Source organism: Cellvibrio sp. GW822-FHT04B05 (genome assembly GCF_058800985.1).
Genome location: NZ_JBXAMU010000005.1, coordinates 43273 through 63998, shown reverse-complemented (window position 1 = coordinate 63998; position 20726 = coordinate 43273). Strand labels below are relative to the sequence as shown.

Here is a 20726-nt window from a genome sequence, read left to right as displayed (position 1 = left end):
CTCCTTAGCCGTAAAATTTTTGGTTGTTAGCCACTTTGGCTTTGAGGCTTTCCGGCACTTGGTAAAGCGCGCCGAGGGCAGTGAATTTCGCGGCCATATCGCAAAAGGTTTGTGCGCCGATAAAATCAATCCAACGGAATACACCACCACGGAACGGAGGAAAACCTGTCCCATAAACCAATGCCATATCAGCTTCCGCAGCAGTTTCCACAATGCCTTCATCAAGGCAGCGAGTAAGCTCAGTCGCCATGGGTATCATCATGCGTGCAATAATATCTTCATCGCTGATTTCAATTGAGCCCTGGACAGTAGGCGCGAGAATATCAGCCGCTTCAGCAGCGGCAACTTTTACCTGCTTACCCTTTTTATCCAACTCGTAATTGTAAAAACCTTTTTCATTTTTCTGACCGAGACGACCAGCGGCAAATAATGCATCAGTGCAAGATGTGAAATCGCGCTGCATACGATCAGGGAAACCATTGGCCATCACTTTTTCTGCGTGGACTGCTGTGTCAATGCCAACCACATCCAACAAATAAGCAGGCCCCATTGGCCAGCCCCACGTCTCCATTAATTTGTCGATACGCTGGAAATCAACACCATCACGCACCAGTAACGCAAAACCAGCCAGATAAGGGAATAACACACGGTTCACTAAAAACCCGGGACAATCTCTTACGACAATAGGCTTTTTACCCATCGCATTTGCATAAGCTACCGTGCGAGCGACAGCGTTGTCTGAGGTCTTTTCTCCACGAATCACCTCCACCAACGGCATCATGTGTACCGGATTAAAAAAGTGCATGCCGCAGAAATTTTCCGGGCGCGCCAAACCTTCGGCAAGATAGGTAATGGAAATAGTCGACGTATTTGATGCGAGTACCGTATCGCTACTGACTTTTGTTTCTGCCTCTGCTAATACAGCTTTTTTCACTTTAGGATTTTCAACTACGGCTTCGACAACGATATCTACCTGCTCAAAACCATCGTAAGTTAATGCGGGCTCAATACGGTTTAATACATTGCCCATTTCGGTTGCGGTTAATTTTTTACGCTCAACACGTTTGCTTAATAATTTATTCGCCTCCGATAAACCAAGATCAATTCCCTGCTGGGCAATGTCTTTCATTTTAATCGGCACACCTTTCAACGCCGATTGATAAGCAATACCACCGCCCATAATTCCTGCACCCAATACTGCAGCACGCGCGATTTTCTTGTCGGCTTTTTTCTCCCACCCTTTGGCTTTTTTACCCAGAATTTGCTCGTTGATAAAAATACCAACCAAGGATTGGGCAACAGGAGTTTGCGCCATTTTTGCAAACCCTTCCGCTTCGATTTGCAATGCTTCATCGCGGCCTTTGTCGGCAGCCTTTTGCATGGATTTAATTGCTGTTACCGGAGCAGGATAATTGCGCCCGGCTTGTGCACCCACAAATGCTTTTGATGTTTCGAAAGCCATCATAGACTCAATGAAATTTAATTTGAGTGGCGATTTTTTCTGCGTACGGCGCGCTTGATAATCAAACTTGCCACTGATGCATTGCTGTAAACAATTCAGTGCAGCATCAATTAATTTTGCAGGCTCAACAACAGCATCAACTACTCTGGCAGTTAATGCAGTTTCTGCATCATTTTCTTTGCCGGCCGCGATCCATTCAACCGCAGTATCAAGTCCGGCAACACGGGGCAGGCGAACAGTGCCTCCCCACCCTGGAATAATGCCTAATTTAGTTTCTGGCAAGCCAACTTTGGCCGCAGTACTGGCAATCCGGTAATCGCAGGACAAACAAAATTCCAAACCACCGCCCAGCGCAAATCCGTTAATCGCTACGACCGTAGGAAAGGGTAAATCTTCGAGACGGCAAAAGTTGCGATTATTGGTGGCTAAATGGCCCGTGATCTGTTCAGGGCCAGCAGCGAATACGGCACCAAACTCCATAATATCGGCGCCCACAATAAAGACATCTTTAGCGCTTTTGACCAACAATCCCCGAACATCTTTTGCTTTTTCGAGTAGATCGAGTACTTGCTGGAGTTCAGAAACGACGAGCAAACTGAATTTGTTCACCGATTCGCCTTGCAGATCAAAGGTTAATTCAGCGATGCCATCAGGCAGCAAAGAAACCTTTAGGGCTTGTCCTTGAAACATAATTAATCTCTCTTTCTAATAAGGAACGAGGAGGGAAAATCTGGATTTGAGTGTAGCAGGCCAGCGCAGACTTGCCTTACAGGAGTGCAGGCAGCCGGGTTATAACGCACAAAATTTTGCGCGAATTACACCTTATGCACAAAAAGCGAACAACGAAATAATCTGCATTCCGTTTCAGAGACATTGGATAATTGGTAAGGTTGCTTTGTCGGGATATAAAAACCATCACCCACGCGTAAATCCTCAATACCGCTGAGCAGCACCAGCTGAGCCTCGCCCTCCAGTATCAAACCGCATATATCTGAAGCCGACAAACCGAACCCTAGCCCTTGTCTGGGAGGAAGACTCTCGATTCGAGCATCAAGTTGTGAAACAAGAGGGCCAAAAGATTGCATTTTTAACCCGGTTTCATTAGCAATCAGTTGCAGATTACCGGAACGATATATATGCGAGGCCGCCGAAGGATCAAAGCCAAAAAAGTCTGCAAGACTAATGGGAAACGCTGCAAGAATACGTGAGAGTGATTGGATGCTAGGGCTAACCTGCCCTTGCTCTATCATCGAGATACTGCTGTTAGTTACCCCCGCCCGCTTGGCAAGTTCACGCTGGGACAAACCAAAAGCCTCTCGCAGCAGTTTGAGTCGTTCACTTGCATCCAGTGAAGAAGTAGATACATCGGAAACTACGAATTTGCCAGCAGTCGACAGAAAGTTTATACCAGGTGAGTCATTCGACATGCTTGGTACCTAAACGAGAAAAACACTGGGCTCATGCCCAGTGCCAATAACAGGGGATTATTTTTTGGAAGCGATTAATTGGTCGCGCTCGGCGGTCGGTAAATTGTCCACAATCAATTGGTAGGAGTGGTCAATCATCCGCTGGATCTGCTCAGTAGGAACAGAACTATCCAAAATAATGGTATTCCAATGCTTCTTGTTCATTTGGAAACCAGGACGCACAGCAGGATATTGCTCACGCAACTGCAAAGCAAGATCAGGATCGCATTTCAGACTGACACGTGGAACACCACCTTCCGCAGTCAGGGTTGCAAACATTTTATGGCAAACTTTGTAAACTGCCATATCGGGGCCAGAGGGAAACATCTCTTTGGCTTGGTGCTTGGTTAAAAGGTATTTCTGTGCAGAAAGAAAATCCATGTTTTAGTCCTTTATCGAACAACTCAGGTCGATTAAAAAGCTATAAATTGGGTTAAGGTTGAGCATACTTTGCAAAATTTTTGCTTCTGTACTGTTTGCTTCTGTACTGTAGGAGCAGTTGAAACACCGCCTCTACGCGTCTCGTACAAACTGCCCTGATCCTGGCATCAAATACAACATTAGTATAGGACAAACTTTCACCCTCCAATGCCAAAACCATCTTGATTACAGGTAAAACTAAAGCAGTCAATGCTAAAAATACCTCCAACCAATAGGGCTCGTTCCTTCACCTTTGCGTATTCTGCATCAGGTTTTAAAGAAACGATAGCAACAATGGCGTCAAAGTCATCAAATTTTAATTGGGCGGCGATTTTATGGTCAATCTGACCAGTTGTCACTCTTTTATTCAGCGAATTTCGACCCTCTTCGCGAACTATTTGTACTAACTCTGATTTCACAATTTTGCCAGAGTACAAACTTCCCTCCTCGAAGCCTAGCATATACAAATAGTTAGGGTAAATTGCACAAAATAATAGCAATTGGAGCAACCTGGATCACATCACTAAAACGACGTGCGGCGATATTCTCGGTATTCCGGTTGCCAAAAATTCTTCTCAATCTTTTCGTCAATTAATTCCAGCGGTATAGGAAGCGCCACGCCATCCTCAATTGCTTGCAGAATAACTATTTTGGCGATTACCTTACTCACCTCGCGAATATTGTCCAATGGCGGCAGAAGCGAACCCTGTCCAGTTCGGGCAAGGGGCGATGCATCAGCAAGTGCTTTGCTTGCGGCCATCATCATATTATCGGTGATGCGTGTTGCCTTCGCCGTAATTACCCCCAAACCGACCCCGGGGAAAATATAACTGTTATTACATTGGGCAATCTCAAACACTTGATCGCCCATATCCACAGGCTCAAATGGACTGCCAGTAGCAACCATCGCTTTTCCCGAAGTCCAGCGGAGAAGATCAACAGGCTGGGCTTCTGCTTGGGAGGTTGGGTTTGACAGTGGCAATATCAATGGTCGTTCGCAGTGCGATTGCATGGTTTCGACCACTGTTTTCGTAAATAATCCCGCTTGACCGGAAACACCAATCAATACGGTCGGTTTGGCATTAGTGACTACATCCAACAAATTGATCGGCCCATCACCACGCTCATGGGTCAAAACCCAGCTGTCCACTACACTATCAGGTGTGCAGAAAGGAAGATGGAAGTCGAACAATCCCGATAATCCTTTCTGCAGCAAGCCATCGCGGCTCACTAAAAAAATACGCCCGCGCGCTTCGGCGTCACTCGCACCTTCGGCCTTCATTTGTTTCACAATCTGATCTGCTATGCCACAACCGGCAGATCCGGCTCCAGCAAATACAATACGCTGATCTCTTAAAAGCTCTCCTTTAGCTTTGCAGGCAGCCATTAATGTACCGACGGCAACAGCAGCGGTGCCCTGGATATCATCGTTAAAGCAACAGAGCTGGTCGCGATAACGATTTAATAAAGGTGTCGCATGATCTTGCGCAAAATCTTCAAATTGAAGTAATACGTTTGGCCAGCGAACTTTAATTGCCTGGATAAACTCATCGACAAATTGATAGTACTCTTCACCGGTAATACGTGGATGACGCCACCCCATATACATAGGGTCGTCCAACAGTGCTTGATTATTGGTCCCCACATCCAACGTGACCGGCAGTGTATAGGCAGGACTAATACCGCCACAGGCCGTATAGAGAGCAAGCTTGCCGATAGGGATACCCATACCGCCGATTCCCTGGTCACCCAAGCCTAAAATACGCTCGCCGTCGGTGACTACGATCACTTTGACATTTTGCTTGGTAGCGTTTTGCAGCATATCCTCAATCCGGTCACGATCAGGATAGGAAATAAATAAGCCACGTTTACGGCGATAAATTTTCGAGAATTGCTGACAGGCCAACCCCACAGTCGGGGTATAAATCAAGGGCATAATTTCCGCTAAATGATCAGTAATCAAACGAAAATAAGCCGTTTCATTGGTATCCTGAATATTGCGCAAATAAATATGCTTATCGATAGGCGTTTCAAAAGAGCAAAGCTGTTGATAAACGCGGGCCTCCTGCTCTTCAATTGTCTCAATGTTGTAGGGTAAAAGGCCTTCAAGATTGAACTGTTGGCGTTCTCGCAACGTAAACGCACTTCCTTTATTTAACAGAGGCGCTTCAAGCAAAGCTGGACCAGCAAATGGGATATAAATAGGACGTTTTTTCGCCATGGCAATCACTAACAGTGGCTAAAGATATAACGCAACCATAGCGCAATTGAACAAGAACAACCAGTAAAGGAAGAACAATTATTATTTTGTGCTTTGAACGAGTAAAATACGTAATAATTTTTACGTGAGAGTAATTAATTATGACCATTGAAGCATTTATCACAAAACTGAGCAGCACTCCTGACTCAATCCAATTTGGCGACACCATTGCCGTTATTGATGCCCATTATGAATTCACACCAAGTGCCTTTCAAAATGGCGCATTAAAAAATGAAGCAGGACAAAATTCCGGCTCCTGTAAATTATTTTCATTCGCTAAATTACAGGGGTTAAATGAAACGCAAACTCTAGCCTGTTTTGGTGATTATTATCGCGTGGATGTGCTTCAGCATCCCGATGCGCAAGACCATCAAAATATTCGCAATTTTATCCAATTCGGTTGGAGCGGTATCGCATTTGAAAACGATGCCTTACGCAAAAAATAATTTTATGGAGCTGAATATGTCAGCGCGACTCAGATTAATTGTACTCACAGTGACTCTTACAGCTTGCGCTGCTACGCCAGCGGAGAACAAGGCCAAACCTGAGTTTACTCATTGCCCCGAGCAGCGTCCAACTGTATGCACTATGGATTATCGCCCGGTATGTGCGACAAGAGACACAGGTGTTCGCTGCGTAACAACTCCCTGTCTGTCTACTGAACAAAAAACTTACAGCAATGCCTGTGGTGCCTGTGCGGATGCGAAAGTTAGTGGACATATTCCCGATGAATGTCCAACACTAACCTCCACTGGGCAATAACAACTATGTGGACGCAAAAAGAATTTCGTCTGACCGCGCGTGCGCGTGGATTTCATCTGGTGACAGATGAAATCCTCCGCCAGCTTCCAGAGCTATCCAATTATAAAATTGGTTTGTTGAATATTTTGATTAAACACACATCGGCATCACTAACCATTAACGAAAATGCAGATCCCACCGTGCGCAAGGATTTTGAAAGTTTCTTCAATCGCGCTGTACCAGAAGATCAACCTTATTACCTGCATAACGATGAAGGTAGCGACGATTTACCGGCGCATTTAAAGGCGAGCCTCCTCGGTGCCAGCTTAAATATTCCGATTACTGATGGCCGTTTGAACCTGGGGATTTGGCAGGGAATTTATTTGTGCGAGCATCGCAATCGTGGAGGCAGTCGCACTTTAGTCGCTACCTTACAGGGTGATACTTTTTAAAATTGCGAATAATAAAAAACCCGCTCGTTGCGGGTTTTTTATTGCATAGCGCAAAGCTTATTTGCGGAAGCCCGGAGGTAAAATACCACCTGGCGCTGCACCACCGCCCGGCATCATACCGCCGATGCCGCGCATCATTTTTTGCATACCGCCACCTTTCATTTTGCCCATCATTTTTGCCATTTGTTTATATTGTTTTAACAAACGGTTTAAGTCCTGGATTTGTGTACCAGAACCCATAGTGATGCGGCGCTTACGCGATCCGCTCAAATCATCCGGGTTGCGACGCTCTTCAGGTGTCATGGAGTTAATAATGGCTTCCATGGTTTTAAATTGTTTGCCCATATTCGCTGTCTGCGCCATTTGCGCAACATTACCAAGGCCGGGCAATTTATCCAACATGGAGGTCAAGCCACCCATGTTTTGCATCTGCTGTAATTGATCACGCAAATCCTCAAGATCAAATTTTTGACCTTTGGTCACTTTCTTGATCAGCTTTTCCGCTTTTTCTTTATCGATAGTGCGCTCGGCTTGTTCGATCAGCGAAAGCACATCACCCATTCCTAAAATACGCGAAGCGATACGATCAGGGTGGAAAGGCTCCAATGCATCGACTTTCTCCCCCATCCCCAGAAACTTGATCGGTTTGCCAGTAATATGGCGCACTGACAATGCAGCGCCGCCACGTGCATCGCCGTCCGCCTTAGTGAGGATTACACCGGTCAACGGCAACGCATCATTAAAAGCTTTGGCCGTGTTAACCGCATCCTGACCGATCATGGCGTCGATCACAAACAGGGTTTCAATCGGATTAATTGCGGCGTGCAGATCCTTGATCTCGGTCATCAGGTCTTCATCGATATGAAGACGACCGGCGGTATCCACAATCAGCACATCAAAGAATTGCTTTCTGGCGTGATCAATTGCGTTGCGAGCGATGTCGAGCGGCTTTTGCTCACCGGTGGATGGATAGCACTCCACGCCCACCTCAGTCGCCAATGTTTGCAGCTGTTGGATAGCGGCTGGACGATATACGTCCGCACTCACCACCAATACTTTTTTCTTCTCGCGCTCCTTCAGGAAACGCGCCAACTTGGCAACAGAAGTCGTTTTGCCCGCCCCCTGCAAGCCTGCCATTAATATAACGGCTGGCGGCTGTTGAGCCAGATTCAGTGACTCATTCGCCTGCCCCATAGTGGCAACCAATTCAGCCTCAACAATCTTGATAAATTGTTGGCCGGGATTCAGCGCTTTACTAATTTGCTGGCCTAACGCGCGACTGCGCACTTGATCGATAAATACCTTAACTACCGGCAGCGCAACGTCGGCCTCAAGCAATGCCTTACGCACGTCGCGCAGGGCGTCTTTAATATTATCTTCACTGAGGCGTGCCTTGCCGGTGATGCTACGCAGTGTATGGGATAAACGGTCGGTTAGATTCTCAAACATAGCCTGTCTCAAACAAACGGTTGATTCTCGGTGGGCTGATTCAGGTAGACCATATCAGCCAGGAAAAGTGGCCGCGATTATACCCCCAAAGCAGGTTTAAAGGGTGTATTGATAAACAATCTATAAGATCCTCAGGGCGAGAGCTTGATAAGGCTGTTTCTCATTTACCCTTCTCTTTGCCGGTACCTTGTGACACACTTGCGGCCTCAGCTTAGCCTATGAAATCTTCCGTTACGGACTAACCCTACCAGCATGATAACCCTTAGCGCCAACCTGATTGCCATTCTTATATACATTGCGGCGGCTGTTTATTTCGGCAGCCAATTTGCACGTCAAAAACCCTTTGCTTCCTCACAAATCCTTGGTACTGCGGCAGCGGGCCTGATGGCACATGGTGTTGGCATCTATGGGATTAGCCTGGCGGACGGAAACAGTTTTAATTTCAGTTTATTTTCAGCATCGTCGCTCATCTTCTGGCTAATTAATGCGATAGTCCTGATTAGCAGCTTAAAAAAAGAGCTGCATAATTTATTTCTCCTGCTGTTTCCGCTCTCTGCACTTTCAGTGCTGGTATCTATTTGCCTGAATAATCCTGAATGGCAACACTCCTTAAGCTATACGATCGCAGCCCACGTTGTTCCTGCCTTGCTTGCCTACAGCCTGCTCACTATCGCCAGTCTCCAAGCGTTGATATTGGCCTACCAAAATAGGGCATTGCGCAATAAACATCGCATCGCCAGCGCGCGCCTTTTACCGCCGCTGCAAACCATGGAATCATTATTATTTGAGTTACTGTGGGTAGGCGAAATTTTGCTAACGCTCGCGATACTGTCCGGGTTTTATTTCCTGGAAGATATGTTTGCCCAGCATCTGGTACACAAAACAGTTTTTGCACTCATTGCGTGGCTCATCTACGCACTGCTACTTTGGGGACGCCACCAAATGGGCTGGAGAGGAAATAAGGCGATTCGCTGGGCACTGGCAGGTTTTATCTGTTTGATGCTTGCGTATTTTGGCAGCAAGCTGGTGTTGGAAATTATTCTGAATCGGGTCTGATAATTAGCTCGCGTGAATAATTTTCCTCACCCTACTTTCGCTCGCACCGGCTTCGCATCCATTTGCGCAACAACCAACCCAGCAAAGCAGCGATAAAAATCAATCCTATCGATAACCCTGCAATAACGATCAGATGCTCACCAAGAGAGTCCCAACTCAACCCCCATCCATATACCGCTAGCATTAAAAAGCTGAAACCAACAATCAGGTTTACACCTAAACCACGGTGACGGAATAGTCTACGAAACATGTAAGCCTCCGTGATGCCATCCTAACAAATCCATTGGCTTAACGTAGTGGCATTGTGGGTAAGCCGCCAGAGAAGTCCGCGCAAAAATTAGCTGCGGAAAGTAAATGATCAGCCGGTGACATTTATGATCACCGGCCTAATAATTTCACAAGTAAATACACCGCTGTAAAAATGCCGATAGCGAGAAGCTTAGTTATTATCTTTTTGTGCGCTTCCGACAAAGATGCGGAACGCGAATGTCTGGTTACCAATAAATGGGCGAGCGTATAAATCAGAATAAACCCGCCAAGCCAGTAAAGTGCATGCTGATCAAAAAAGCTGGTCATAAGTCAGTTAGGCGCTCAAACAGATTCACGACGCCACTGGGTAGTGCCATCGCGGGAATCTTCCAGAACAACGCCTGATGCAAGTAATTCCTTACGAATTTCATCTGCACGCGCATACTGCTTGTCTTTTTTAGCCTGAATACGGTCAGCAATTAATTGCTCAACGCGTTCGGCGGTAATTTGGTCAGCTCCGCCTGCCTGCAAAAATACCTCAGGGTTTTCTTGCAGCACACCTAAAATCAACCCTAATGCTTTCAACTGGCCAGCGAGACTTTTAGCCAGCTCTGGATTATTTCTGGCATTGTTTAGGTCACGCACCAAATCAAACATTCCCGCCAAAGCTACGCGAGTATTGAAGTCATCGTTCATGGCTTCAACAAACGCCTGGTAATATGGGCTATCGACTATTTTAGCCAAAGGTGTTGGTGGTACATCTGCATAATCACGCAAGCCACCATAAAAACGCTCCAATCCGGCACGCGCCTCGATAAGATTATCTTCCGCATAATTAATCGGGCTGCGGTAATGGCTGCTAACCAATAAAAAGCGCACAACCTCTGGATGATATTTTTCCAGCACATCGCGAATAGTGAAAAAATTGCCAAGTGATTTTGACATCTTTTCGCCATCAACGCGCACAGCTCCGGCGTGCATCCAATAGTTAACGTACTTGCAACCATTGGCCGCTTCGCTTTGTGCGATTTCATTTTCATGGTGCGGAAATGGTAAATCAGGACCACCGCCATGAATATCAAAGGTTTCGCCGCAGCAATTTTTGCTCATTGCAGAACATTCAATATGCCAACCGGGGCGACCATTTCCCCAAGGTGATTTCCATGCAGGCTCGTCAGACTTTGCCGCCTTCCATAATACGAAATCACGCGGATCTTCTTTTATTTCATCAACTTCGATGCGCGCACCGACAAGCAACTCATCAACATTTTTATTGGTGAGTTTTCCATAATCGGCAAAGCGCGTTACACGATAATAAACATCACCATTACTGGCAGCGTAGGCAAAACCTTTATCGATCAAGGTTTTATTCATATCTACGATCTGGTCGATAAACGCTGTCGCACGCGGTTCAATATCAGGACGCGCAATCCCTAAACGGGTTTCATCTTCATGCATAAAGTCGATGAAGCGTTTGGTTAGCGCAGTAAACTCTTCGCCATTTTCATTCGCGCGCTTGATAATTTTATCGTCAATATCAGTAATGTTACGCACATAGGTAACATCCCAGCCTTGGCTGCGCAGGAATTTGGTGATGACATCAAATGCAACCAAAACACGTGCATGACCGATATGGCAATAGTCGTATACGGTAATACCACAAACATACATAGAAATTTTGCCAGGGTTAATCGGCTTGAAAACTTCTTTTTGACGCGTAAGTGTGTTGTATATTTGCAGCATATTATTCCTGATCTTCCGTTTTGCCGAAGCTGTCTTTCAAACTGATGGTGCGATTAAATACCAATTTTTCGCTAGTGCTGTATTTGCTATCAAGGCAGAAATAACCCTGGCGCTCAAACTGGTAGCCGTTACCCACTTTTGAATTGCCAAGGCTAAGCTCTGCTTTACAGCCCTGCAGAATTTCAAGGTTGTTTGGATTAATTGAATCCAAAAAATTTTTCCCGCCGGCATCCGGTGCTTCATCGTTAAACAGGCGATTGTATAAACGCACTTCACAATCAAGATTTTGAGTCGCTGAAACCCAATGGATAACACCTTTAGGTTTTACACCATCAGCCGGATCCTTACCTAAGGTGCCTTCGATAACGCGCGCGCGCACTTCGATCACATTGCCGGCAGAATCTTTAATCGCCTCATCAGCTTCAATTACATAAGCACCACGCAAGCGCACACGCTTGCCGGTCACCAAGCGTTTGTATTTTTTATTTGCTTCCTCACGAAAATCTTCTTGCTCGATAAATACAGTTTGGGTAAACGGAATTGTGCGATCCCCTAAATCATCACGATTAGGATGATTATGTACAGTCAATGTTTCCACTTGCTCTGCGGGATAGTTGGTCAAAGTCAATTTGAGTGGTTTTAAAACACACATAGCGCGCGGTGCATTTTTATCCAAATCATCGCGCACACAAAATTCCAATACACCTACATCAACGATGCTGTCAGAACGGGTAACACCGATGCGCTCACAAAAATCGCGCAATGACGCTGGCGTGTAACCGCGACGGCGCATTCCTGAAATAGTTGGCATGCGTGGATCATTCCATCCGTCAACATGATTTTCATCAACCAATTGTTTTAATTTACGTTTGCTGGTTACAGCATAATTGATATTCAAACGCGCAAATTCATATTGACGCGGCTTTGCGGGCACCGGCAAATTTTGAATAAACCAATCGTACAAAGGCTTGTGGTCTTCAAATTCCAGCGTACAAATTGAATGGGTAATACCTTCCAGCGCATCGCTCTGGCCGTGCGCAAAATCATAGGATGGATAAATGCACCACTTATCACCCGTTTGATGATGATGTGCTTTTTTAATGCGATAGATGATGGGATCACGCAAATTAATATTGGGGGATGCCATATCAATCTTGGCACGCAGGGAACAAGCACCCTCTTCAAATTCACCTGCACGCATTTTTTCAAACAGTGCAAGGTTTTCTTCTACGCTACGATCACGGAAAGGGCTATTTTTTCCCGCTTCAACCAAAGTGCCACGGTATTCACGCATTTGCTCTGCGCTCAAATCGCAAACGAATGCCAACCCGTTTTTAATTAAATGAATAGCCCATGCATGTAGTTGATCAAAATAATCCGAGGTATAGCGAACTGCGCCATCCCATTTAAAACCTAACCACTCTACATCCTGCTTGATGGCGTTAACGAACTCTTCATTTTCTTTTTCAGGATTGGTATCGTCAAAACGCAAATTGCAGACACCACCAAACTCTTCGGCCACACCAAAGTTGAGGCAGATGGATTTAGCGTGACCGATATGCAAATAGCCATTGGGTTCGGGTGGAAAACGGGTCACGATTTTTTGGTGTAAGCCCTGCTCCAAATCTTTGCGAATAATTTGCTGGATAAAATGCAAAGGTTTGCTTTTTGTTTCGGTATTGCCGGTGTCGGCAGTATCAATCGCTGAATGATTGTCGCTCATGGGATAAATAAATCCGTTAGGGTAAGGACCTTGGGGCAGGATCGTAAATCCGTCAGGGATGGGATCACAAATCCGGGGGGCGGTCATTGATATTGAGGGCTATTGTACTGAGTCGAGCGCGCTTTTCATACCGTGGGAAATAACCGCTGCCAGCACAAAAAACAATCAGTTTTGCTGCACCGGAGGTGGCGCAGCACGGTAATCACTGCGACGGTTCAATTGATAGCGACGAACTGCCTGATTGTGCGCTTCCAGGTTATCGGAGAATTCGCTGGTACCATCACCTTTGGCAACAAAATACAGCGCCTTGCCCGGTGCAGGATTAAGCGCCGCCTTGATTGATGCAGCGCTCGGCAGTGATATAGGTGTAGGAGGCAACCCTGGAATCACGTAGGTGTTATAGCTGGTCGCCTCTTCAAGATTTTTGCGCGTAATACGACCGATGTAACTATCGCCCATTCCGTAAATAACCGTGGGATCAGTTTGCAGTTTCATCCCCTGCTGCAAACGACGAACAAACACGCCGGCAATCTGGTCCCGCTCGCTGTGATGCCCGGTTTCACGTTCAACAATCGACGCCATAATCAAGGCCTCATAACTATTGCTGTAAGGTAAATTGGGGGCGCGCTTCTCCCACTCGGACTCCAATAACGATTGCATTTTACGATGGGCATTCTGCAGTATTTCAACATCACTGGTATTGCGACTAAAGCTGTAAGTATCAGGAAAAAACCATCCTTCAAGATGCGGGACGGACAACTGCAGCAGCGCCAACTGTTCCGGCTCGGTTTTATCGCTGAGTAGATGGCGAATAGTGGTCAACTTTTCCAGCGCAGCCAGCACTTGTTTCACCGTCCAACCCTCGACAAAAGTCACCTGATACAAAACTACATCGCCGCTTTTAAGCTTTAACAATAAATCTTTCGGTGTGGTTCCGACTGGAAAGAAATACTCGCCAGCATGAACCTTTGCTGTTTCATCAAAACGCGCATACAAGCGCAGCAACCGCGGGTGATTTAATATTTTTTCATTCCCCAAATCATTTGCCAAATGACTGAGAGAATGACCCTGCTTTAGCTCATAAGTATATCCCTGCTCAGGGATATGCAACGGTGTCACAAACCAATTTTGCACATAAAACCAAGCCGCCAACAGACTTAATAAACCTGCAAGACAAATACCGGCAAACAAGCCCAGCAACTTCATTGTCAAGGATAATTTTTTACTCATAGAAACGTCGTTATGACTCACCCGAATTACCTAAAAACTGTTCAAGCCGTTGCTGCAATGCTTGTGTTATTTGATGTTGATGATACGCGTATTGCTGTGGCGTTTTTTGCCGATCATCAACCACATTATTTACCGGCCAAATACCGTAGACACTATTACAAAGAAAAATTTCATCCGCTGCTGCTATAAAATCCAAATCCATATCAACAACATTAATATCCAACTCCAATGCAGGCGCCAACTGATCAATGAGCAACCTACGCATAACACCGGCAACACCGGCGTTTGCTAAATCAGGCGTGTAAAGCTGATTATCTTTCACAGCAAAAAGATTGCTGACAGTTGCTTCAATAACATTAGCATCTGTATCCAGCAACAAACCTTCGGCAAACTCATTTGTCCATTCAGCGCGCGCGAGGATCTGCTCCAGGCGATTCAAATGTTTCATACCTGCCAGCGCCGGACTTTGCGATAAGCGCAGATTGCAAATCCGCACCGAAACACCCTCACGGTACTGCTCGGTAGCCAGTGGATTACCGGAAAAAATGCCCAGGCAATAGGTTGGTTTTACTGCATCCGGTACACGATACCCACGACCGCCGACACCGCGGGTTACCGTCACTTTCAATACGGCATCAGTCATTTGCAGCGCATCGATTTGCGCAAGCAATTCATTCCGGTAGTGCAACAATAATTGCTCATCCAGAGGGATACCCAAACGTTCAGCACTTTTTAATAAGCGCTCGCGATGGTATTGCCACAGGGGAATAGAACCATTCTGATAACGACAGGTTTCAAATATCCCATCACCATAGGCGAACCCTCGATCCAAGGGCGATATAGCCGCATCGAGCACGCCGTTAACACTAATAAGGGGAAGATTGATTGGCATGATGGGAGTCTATACAAAAACGCCGGACTGTCTCCAGTCCGGCGTTATTTTTTGCGTAAAACAAATGATATTTAGAGCTTGCGGAAGATCAAAGATCCATTTGTACCGCCAAAACCAAAAGAGTTGGACAACACAGCTTCGATCTTGCGTTCTTGCGCAGTGTGCGGCACCAGATTGATATCGCAGCCTTCTTCCGGGTTATCCAGATTGATTGTGGGTGGTGCAACCTGATCGCGAATAGCCAATACGCTGAAAATCGCTTCAACAGCACCAGCCGCACCCAATAGGTGACCGATCATGGATTTGGTTGAACTTACCGCAACCTGGCTGGCCGCAGAACCCATCACTGATTTGACTGCCTGACATTCCGCTTTATCGCCTGCGGGAGTAGAGGTTCCATGAGCGTTAATATAATTAATCAACTCTAACGGAATACCTGCATCCAGGATCGCATTGCGCATGGACGCTGCTGCACCTGAACCGTCCTCCGGTGGAGAGGTCATGTGGTAGGCGTCACCGCTCATCCCGAAACCAATCAACTCAGCATAAATTTTCGCGCCGCGCGCTTTCGCGTGCTCGTATTCTTCCAACACTAAAACACCAGCACCGTCACCCAGCACAAAACCGTCACGGTCTTTATCCCACGGGCGACTTGCCGCTTGCGGATTATCATTGCGGGTAGAAAGTGCACGGGCAGCAGCAAAACCACCCAAACCAAGCGGCGTAGTCGCCATTTCAGCACCACCGGCCACCATAACATCGGCATCGCCGTATTGAATCATACGGGCGGCAAAACCAATACTGTGTGTGCCTGTAGTGCAAGCAGTGGTGATGGCGATATTCGGGCCGCGCAGACCAAACATGATCGACAAATTACCGGAGATCATATTAATAATGGCGCTGGGCACAAAAAATGGGGAGATACGGCGCGGGCCTTTATGTTCAAGGGTTGATGAACCCTCTTCGATAGTCCCGATACCACCAATTCCGGAACCAATGGATACACCAATTCGTCCCGCATTCGCCTCGGTAATTTCCAATCCCGAGTCGCGAATTGCCTGGATACCGGCAACCATGCCGTACTGGATAAACGGGTCCATTTTGCGCGCTTCTTTGCCAGGGAAATAATCATCCACCACCAAACCCTTCACCGATGCACTGAATTGCGTGGTAAAAGCCGAGACATCAAATTGGGTAATTGTTGCTATGCCACTTTTCCCGTTGACGATGCCATTCCAGGTATCCGCAACGGTATTACCCAGTGAACTGATCATACCCAGACCAGTGACTACAACTCTTTTACGAGACACGTTTAAAGCTCTCCTGCGAAAGATGATTGGGTGCAACAGCAGCACTCCAATTATCTTGATGATTCGTAAGAAATCGGAAACTACGATTGGATATGCCTTAAGGCAAAAGAAAAAGCCGTACTATTTTGCAATAATACGGCTTTTTGAAAAACAGATATCAGCTGCCAATCAAATCACACCAAGCAGGCAAATTATGCCAGGTTGGCATTGATGTAATCGATAGCTAATTGAACGGTGGTGATCTTCTCGGCTTCTTCATCCGGAATCTCAGTTTCAAATTCTTCTTCGAGAGCCATTACCAACTCTACGGTATCCAAAGAATCAGCGCCCAGATCTTCGACGAAAGAAGCTTCGTTTTTAACTTCTTCTTCTTTCACACCCAGTTGCTCAGCAACGATCTTTTTTACGCGTTCTTCAATGCTACTCATGATGTTATGTAACTCCTAGTGGTTATATGTTCGAAACACCTGACGGTTCAAGCCAAAAATCGACTGGGCCGAGTGTTCCGGTCAAAATCGTCGCGCATTTTACATCGATTTTCAGGTTGTTGTAATGCCATGAGGCAAATTTCTTTAATTTTTAGAATATAACCCATAAAAAACAATGAGTTACAATTCAAAAATCACGACATATACATGCCGCCATTGACGTGAATCGTCTCGCCACTGATGTAAGCACCAGCATCACTGGCCAGGAAAACGACTACAGAGGCTATCTCTTCCGGTGCACCCAGCCTACCCAGTGGAATACGAGACAATAATTGCTGCTTTTGCTCTTCCGGCAACACTTTGGTCATGTCGGTATCAATAAAACCCGGTGCAACTGTATTCACTGTAATATTACGTGAACCCACCTCTGCCGCCAAAGAGCGAGCGAAGCCGGCAACGCCCGCTTTGGTTGCAGCGTAATTGGATTGTCCGGGATTACCCATTGCACCCACGACTGAACTGATATTGATAATACGTCCCCAGCGAGCTTTCATCATTCCGCGCAACACACCTTTGCTCAAACGATAAATTGCACTCAGATTGGTATTGATAACATCAAACCATTCTTCATCACTCATACGCATTAACAAATTATCTTTAGTAATACCTGCGTTGTTTACCAAAATAGCAGGCGCACCAAATTCATCACCCACTTCTTTTAGCAACGCCGCAACAGAATCCGCATCTGTTACGTTCAGTACCTTACCAGCGCCGCGAATACCCAACTCGGCAAAACGCGCTGAAATTTTTTCAGCACCGGAGGTACTGGTTGCTGTGCCAATAACCACTGCACCCGCCTTACCTAATTGCTCAGCGATTGCTGCACCAATACCACGACTGGCACCGGTAACCAAGGCAACTTTATCGTTAAGATTTAACATTTATCGTTCCCGTATAAAAATAAAAAGTAGAAAGCTAACAATCGAAAACTAAAATAAATAATCACGCAAAGCTCGTTAATGCTGCCTGCAATTCTTCTGGTTTCTCAACTGAAGCTGTCACCAATTCCGCATGAATGCGCTTATTCAAACCGGAAAGTACCTTACCTGGCCCACACTCCAGCGTAAAAGTAACTCCTGTTGCAACCATAGTATTTACACACTCAACCCAGCGCACAGGGCTGTAAATTTGTTCAATCATTAATGCTTTAATTTTTTCAGGATTAGTTTCCACTGCTGCAGTGACATTGTGCACCACTGGAATTTGCGGCACAGAAAAAATTGTTGTCGCAACCTGATCAGCCAAACGCTCTGCTGCAGGACGCATCAACTCAGTGTGAAAGGGAGCGCTCACCGGCAAAGGTAACGCACGCTTAGCGCCAGCCTCCTTGCAAAGCGAACCAGCACGTTCAACTGCCGCTACTGCCCCCGCAATAACAACCTGACCTGGCGAGTTAAAATTGACCGCGGCAACTACTTCGCCCTGCTCTGCTTTTTTACACGCATCCAGGATTAACGCATCATCAAGACCGATAATCGCCGCCATAGCGCCTTGTCCGGCTGGAACAGCCTCCTGCATGAACTTTCCACGCTGCTGCACCAACTTCACTGCATCGGTGAATGCAACCACACCAGCGCATACCAATGCAGACCATTCGCCCAAACTATGCCCAGCCATAAGCGTAGGCTGCGCACCATTTTTTTCCTGCCAAACGCGCCATACAGCGACACTTGCTGTTAACAACAATGGCTGGGTGCGCTCGGTCAAGTTAATTTCTTCTTGTGCACCATCTTGCACTAAAGCCCATAAGTCGTAACCCAATACACTTGATGCTTCAGCGAAGGTTTTTTCCACAATTGGAAATTCAGCCGCCAATTCAGCTAGCATGCCAATCTTTTGTGAACCCTGGCCTGGAAATACAAAAGCAAGATGTTGATTAGTCATAGTAATTAAACGCTTCTCTTTTTAACTGAAATTTAGTGTTAATTTCCGGCTACACACAGCACTTGTCGAATTCGCTCAGGCACCTGCTGGATAACTTGCTCACGGGCCACAATCAGCGCCTGTAAAAATGCCCTGTCATCCGCACTGCCGTGGCTTTTCACAACGGTTTTTTGCAACCCGAGAAAACTCGCACCATTGTATAAAGATGGGTCCAACTCACGTTGCACACGATTTAATACTGGCCATAACAACAAGCTCAATATTCGGATAAAGAAATTCTGCCTGGTAACTTTTGAAATTTTATTTGCAATGAAGCGAGCAACCCCCTCACTGGTTTTCAATGCAATATTGCCATGAAATCCATCACAAACGATAACGTCTACCGCTCCGGTAAAAATGCTATTTGCCTCGACAAAACCAACGTAATTAATGCGATTATCATTTTGCAACAATGCTTGTGCAGCTTTTAACGTATCGGTGCCTTTTTGCTGCTCTGTACCAATATTTAATAATGCAACGCGAGGGCTCGAAACGCTCGCCAGAACATTCCCCATCAAAGCAAATTGATGCAGATGTTCCGGGGAACAATTGATATTAGCGCCCAAATCCAATAAATAAGTCACGCCGTGCTCGACAGGCATGGACTTACCAATCGCAGGGCGCTCAATACCAGGAAAAGTCTTGATTAAAAATTTTGCTATCGCTAACAGTGCCCCCGTATTACCTGCACTGACGCATGCATCTACATCATTGTTACGCAACAAATCCAGCGCCATCCACATAGATGAATCTTTCTTTTGGCGTAATGCGAGCAATGGATCATCATGCATGCTAACCACATCAGCAGCGTGCACAAGCGTAATACGTTTATGTAATTTTTGGGGATTAGGAAGCAAAGAAAGAAGCTGATGTTCGTTGCCGACTAACATCAAATCGACATCCGGAAACTGTGTTACAAATTTTTGCGAGGCTGAAATAGCAACGCGGGGACCTAAGTCCCCGCTCATAGCGTCAACCGCTATTTGAATTCTTGCCGACAAGATGCAGTCGTCTTGAGTAAATAATTACTCGTCACTGCCTTTGTCAATCACTTTACGGCCGCGATAGAAACCGTCTGCGGTCACGTGGTGACGCAGGTGTTTCTCACCGCTAGTAGCATCAACTGACAGGGTTGGGCCAGTCAGTGCATCGTGTGAACGACGCATGTCACGCTTGGAACGAGATTTTTTGTTTTGTTGAACTGCCATGGTTTGCTCCTATTTACTGACTCATTGGAACCGAGGCGCCTCAGGATTTCGGCGAGCTCTTAAGTTGTTCCAACACTTGAAATGGGTTTTTCTCTTTTTTTACCTCGACCGGCTTACCACTCGAGTAAAGCTTACTGTCTAAACAGGGCTCTTCATGGTAGGCAACCGCGGGTAAACTCAATAGCAGTTCTTCTTCGATCATCTCGTAAAGATCTGCCATTCCCTCACCTGTTATCCATGGGTCAAAGCGCTCAGGTAATGCCTTTGCAGCCTCTTCATCCCATACAATCGCAAGCGAGATATTGCTTTCAACAGGCACTGTCACTGGTTCAAGACACCGTTGGCACACTAAAGCCAAGTCAGCACTTGCATTTCCAATAACAACCTTTTTCCTTTCTTCACTAATGGTAAATTCAAGCTTTACTTGAACTTCTCTGCCAGAATCTTCCGTCGCCTCCAGAAGGCGAGGTAGCTCAGATACAGGAATTACACCCTCCAAAGACACACCATGCTGGGCGAATTTTCGGGGATCTCCCTGCCGAGGCAGAACTTTGTTAAAAGGGGTCTTAAACATAAGCGCGCCATAATAGGGATATCGCCCCGGAGTGTCAAAGAAAAACTGGTTAAATGGCGCTATTTAGTGGCTTGGGCGTA

At 46.2% G+C, this 20726-nt stretch carries 21 protein-coding genes; 3 read left to right on the top strand and 18 right to left on the bottom strand.

Going from position 1 to position 20726, the window contains the following annotated elements; all coding sequences use genetic code 11:
- Positions 1-4 precede the first annotated feature (4 nt).
- The 5 genes from fadB to AC1RJL_RS16050 all read right to left on the bottom strand — a co-directional run bounded on the left by fadB (position 5) and on the right by AC1RJL_RS16050 (position 5569).
- Positions 5-2155 carry a fatty acid oxidation complex subunit alpha FadB gene (gene fadB / locus AC1RJL_RS16070; RefSeq protein ID WP_492916594.1) on the bottom strand — a complete coding sequence of 717 codons (2151 nt, stop codon included), beginning with the start codon at positions 2153-2155 and terminating at the stop codon, positions 5-7.
- Positions 2156-2277: 122 nt separating this feature from the next.
- Positions 2278-2889, bottom strand: coding sequence for a helix-turn-helix domain-containing protein (locus AC1RJL_RS16065; RefSeq protein ID WP_492915841.1), 612 nt, complete (start codon positions 2887-2889; stop codon positions 2278-2280).
- A gap of 57 nt (positions 2890-2946) precedes the next feature.
- The gene (locus AC1RJL_RS16060) at positions 2947-3309 is read right to left on the bottom strand and encodes an MmcQ/YjbR family DNA-binding protein (RefSeq protein ID WP_492915839.1); all 363 of its coding nucleotides are present in this window, start codon (positions 3307-3309) and stop codon (positions 2947-2949) included.
- A 197-nt stretch (positions 3310-3506) separates the two neighbouring features.
- On the bottom strand, positions 3507-3785 hold the full coding sequence (locus AC1RJL_RS16055) for a hypothetical protein (protein WP_492915837.1): 279 nt from the start codon (positions 3783-3785) through the stop codon (positions 3507-3509).
- Between the two features lie 86 nt (positions 3786-3871).
- Positions 3872-5569 carry an NAD-dependent malic enzyme gene (locus tag AC1RJL_RS16050; RefSeq protein WP_492915835.1) on the bottom strand — a complete coding sequence of 566 codons (1698 nt, stop codon included), beginning with the start codon at positions 5567-5569 and terminating at the stop codon, positions 3872-3874.
- A gap of 140 nt (positions 5570-5709) precedes the next feature.
- Between AC1RJL_RS16050 and AC1RJL_RS16045 the strand changes: the two genes are divergently transcribed.
- On the top strand, positions 5710-6054 hold the full coding sequence (locus tag AC1RJL_RS16045) for a HopJ type III effector protein (protein WP_492915833.1): 345 nt from the start codon (positions 5710-5712) through the stop codon (positions 6052-6054).
- Positions 6055-6339: 285 nt separating this feature from the next.
- The gene (locus AC1RJL_RS16040; protein WP_492915831.1) at positions 6340-6801 is read left to right on the top strand and encodes a secondary thiamine-phosphate synthase enzyme YjbQ; all 462 of its coding nucleotides are present in this window, start codon (positions 6340-6342) and stop codon (positions 6799-6801) included.
- Positions 6802-6858: 57 nt separating this feature from the next.
- Here the strand turns inward: AC1RJL_RS16040 and ffh are convergent, their stop codons facing one another.
- Positions 6859-8250 (bottom strand): signal recognition particle protein, encoded by a 1392-nt coding sequence (gene ffh / locus AC1RJL_RS16035; protein WP_492915829.1) that lies wholly within the window; start codon positions 8248-8250, stop codon positions 6859-6861.
- 252 nt (positions 8251-8502) lie between these two features.
- Here ffh and AC1RJL_RS16030 point away from each other — a divergent pair, with 252 nt between their 5' ends.
- Positions 8503-9306, top strand: a complete 804-nt coding sequence (locus AC1RJL_RS16030; RefSeq protein WP_492915827.1) for a cytochrome C assembly family protein — start codon at positions 8503-8505, stop codon at positions 9304-9306.
- Between the two features lie 31 nt (positions 9307-9337).
- Here AC1RJL_RS16030 and AC1RJL_RS16025 read toward each other — a convergent pair whose 3' ends face one another.
- The 12 genes from AC1RJL_RS16025 to AC1RJL_RS15970 all read right to left on the bottom strand — a co-directional run bounded on the left by AC1RJL_RS16025 (position 9338) and on the right by AC1RJL_RS15970 (position 20646).
- Positions 9338-9556 (bottom strand): hypothetical protein, encoded by a 219-nt coding sequence (locus tag AC1RJL_RS16025; protein ID WP_492915825.1) that lies wholly within the window; start codon positions 9554-9556, stop codon positions 9338-9340.
- Between the two features lie 341 nt (positions 9557-9897).
- Positions 9898-11298 (bottom strand): cysteine--tRNA ligase, encoded by a 1401-nt coding sequence (cysS, locus tag AC1RJL_RS16020; protein ID WP_492915823.1) that lies wholly within the window; start codon positions 11296-11298, stop codon positions 9898-9900.
- A gap of 1 nt (position 11299) precedes the next feature.
- Positions 11300-13021: a glutamine--tRNA ligase/YqeY domain fusion protein gene (locus AC1RJL_RS16015; RefSeq protein ID WP_492915821.1), complete on the bottom strand. Its 1722-nt coding sequence runs from the start codon at positions 13019-13021 to the stop codon at positions 11300-11302.
- 165 nt (positions 13022-13186) lie between these two features.
- Positions 13187-14251, bottom strand: coding sequence for an endolytic transglycosylase MltG (gene mltG / locus AC1RJL_RS16010; RefSeq protein WP_492915819.1), 1065 nt, complete (start codon positions 14249-14251; stop codon positions 13187-13189).
- Between the two features lie 10 nt (positions 14252-14261).
- Entirely contained in the window at positions 14262-15143 is an 882-nt protein-coding gene (gene pabC / locus AC1RJL_RS16005) for an aminodeoxychorismate lyase (RefSeq protein WP_492915817.1), read from the bottom strand.
- A gap of 71 nt (positions 15144-15214) precedes the next feature.
- Positions 15215-16453: a beta-ketoacyl-ACP synthase II gene (fabF, locus tag AC1RJL_RS16000; RefSeq protein ID WP_492915815.1), complete on the bottom strand. Its 1239-nt coding sequence runs from the start codon at positions 16451-16453 to the stop codon at positions 15215-15217.
- Positions 16454-16644: 191 nt separating this feature from the next.
- Positions 16645-16881: an acyl carrier protein gene (gene acpP, locus AC1RJL_RS15995; RefSeq protein WP_012487300.1), complete on the bottom strand. Its 237-nt coding sequence runs from the start codon at positions 16879-16881 to the stop codon at positions 16645-16647.
- A 194-nt stretch (positions 16882-17075) separates the two neighbouring features.
- Complete coding sequence (gene fabG, locus AC1RJL_RS15990; RefSeq protein ID WP_492915813.1) at positions 17076-17822, bottom strand: 3-oxoacyl-ACP reductase FabG; 747 nt, start codon at positions 17820-17822, stop codon at positions 17076-17078.
- Between the two features lie 61 nt (positions 17823-17883).
- Positions 17884-18825: an ACP S-malonyltransferase gene (fabD, locus tag AC1RJL_RS15985; protein WP_492915811.1), complete on the bottom strand. Its 942-nt coding sequence runs from the start codon at positions 18823-18825 to the stop codon at positions 17884-17886.
- Positions 18826-18863: 38 nt separating this feature from the next.
- Positions 18864-19865, bottom strand: coding sequence for a phosphate acyltransferase PlsX (plsX, locus tag AC1RJL_RS15980; RefSeq protein WP_492915809.1), 1002 nt, complete (start codon positions 19863-19865; stop codon positions 18864-18866).
- A 24-nt stretch (positions 19866-19889) separates the two neighbouring features.
- Positions 19890-20072: a 50S ribosomal protein L32 gene (gene rpmF, locus AC1RJL_RS15975; RefSeq protein WP_310070006.1), complete on the bottom strand. Its 183-nt coding sequence runs from the start codon at positions 20070-20072 to the stop codon at positions 19890-19892.
- A 40-nt stretch (positions 20073-20112) separates the two neighbouring features.
- Complete coding sequence (locus tag AC1RJL_RS15970; protein ID WP_492915806.1) at positions 20113-20646, bottom strand: YceD family protein; 534 nt, start codon at positions 20644-20646, stop codon at positions 20113-20115.
- Positions 20647-20726: the final 80 nt, after the last annotated feature.

Coding starts and splice junctions, on each gene's coding strand:
- mltG (WP_492915819.1), bottom strand. CDS start 14,251: ATGAGTAAAAAATTATCCTTGACAATGAAGTTGCTGGGCTTGTTTGCC.
- AC1RJL_RS16025 (WP_492915825.1), bottom strand. CDS start 9,556: ATGTTTCGTAGACTATTCCGTCACCGTGGTTTAGGTGTAAACCTGATT.
- AC1RJL_RS16050 (WP_492915835.1), bottom strand. CDS start 5,569: ATGGCGAAAAAACGTCCTATTTATATCCCATTTGCTGGTCCAGCTTTG.
- AC1RJL_RS16015 (WP_492915821.1), bottom strand. CDS start 13,021: ATGAGCGACAATCATTCAGCGATTGATACTGCCGACACCGGCAATACC.
- pabC (WP_492915817.1), bottom strand. CDS start 15,143: ATGCCAATCAATCTTCCCCTTATTAGTGTTAACGGCGTGCTCGATGCG.
- fabG (WP_492915813.1), bottom strand. CDS start 17,822: ATGTTAAATCTTAACGATAAAGTTGCCTTGGTTACCGGTGCCAGTCGT.
- ffh (WP_492915829.1), bottom strand. CDS start 8,250: ATGTTTGAGAATCTAACCGACCGTTTATCCCATACACTGCGTAGCATC.
- AC1RJL_RS15970 (WP_492915806.1), bottom strand. CDS start 20,646: ATGTTTAAGACCCCTTTTAACAAAGTTCTGCCTCGGCAGGGAGATCCC.
- AC1RJL_RS16045 (WP_492915833.1), top strand. CDS start 5,710: ATGACCATTGAAGCATTTATCACAAAACTGAGCAGCACTCCTGACTCA.
- fabD (WP_492915811.1), bottom strand. CDS start 18,825: ATGACTAATCAACATCTTGCTTTTGTATTTCCAGGCCAGGGTTCACAA.
- cysS (WP_492915823.1), bottom strand. CDS start 11,298: ATGCTGCAAATATACAACACACTTACGCGTCAAAAAGAAGTTTTCAAG.
- AC1RJL_RS16065 (WP_492915841.1), bottom strand. CDS start 2,889: ATGTCGAATGACTCACCTGGTATAAACTTTCTGTCGACTGCTGGCAAA.
- acpP (WP_012487300.1), bottom strand. CDS start 16,881: ATGAGTAGCATTGAAGAACGCGTAAAAAAGATCGTTGCTGAGCAACTG.
- AC1RJL_RS16030 (WP_492915827.1), top strand. CDS start 8,503: ATGATAACCCTTAGCGCCAACCTGATTGCCATTCTTATATACATTGCG.
- rpmF (WP_310070006.1), bottom strand. CDS start 20,072: ATGGCAGTTCAACAAAACAAAAAATCTCGTTCCAAGCGTGACATGCGT.
- AC1RJL_RS16040 (WP_492915831.1), top strand. CDS start 6,340: ATGTCCAACACTAACCTCCACTGGGCAATAACAACTATGTGGACGCAA.
- AC1RJL_RS16060 (WP_492915839.1), bottom strand. CDS start 3,309: ATGGATTTTCTTTCTGCACAGAAATACCTTTTAACCAAGCACCAAGCC.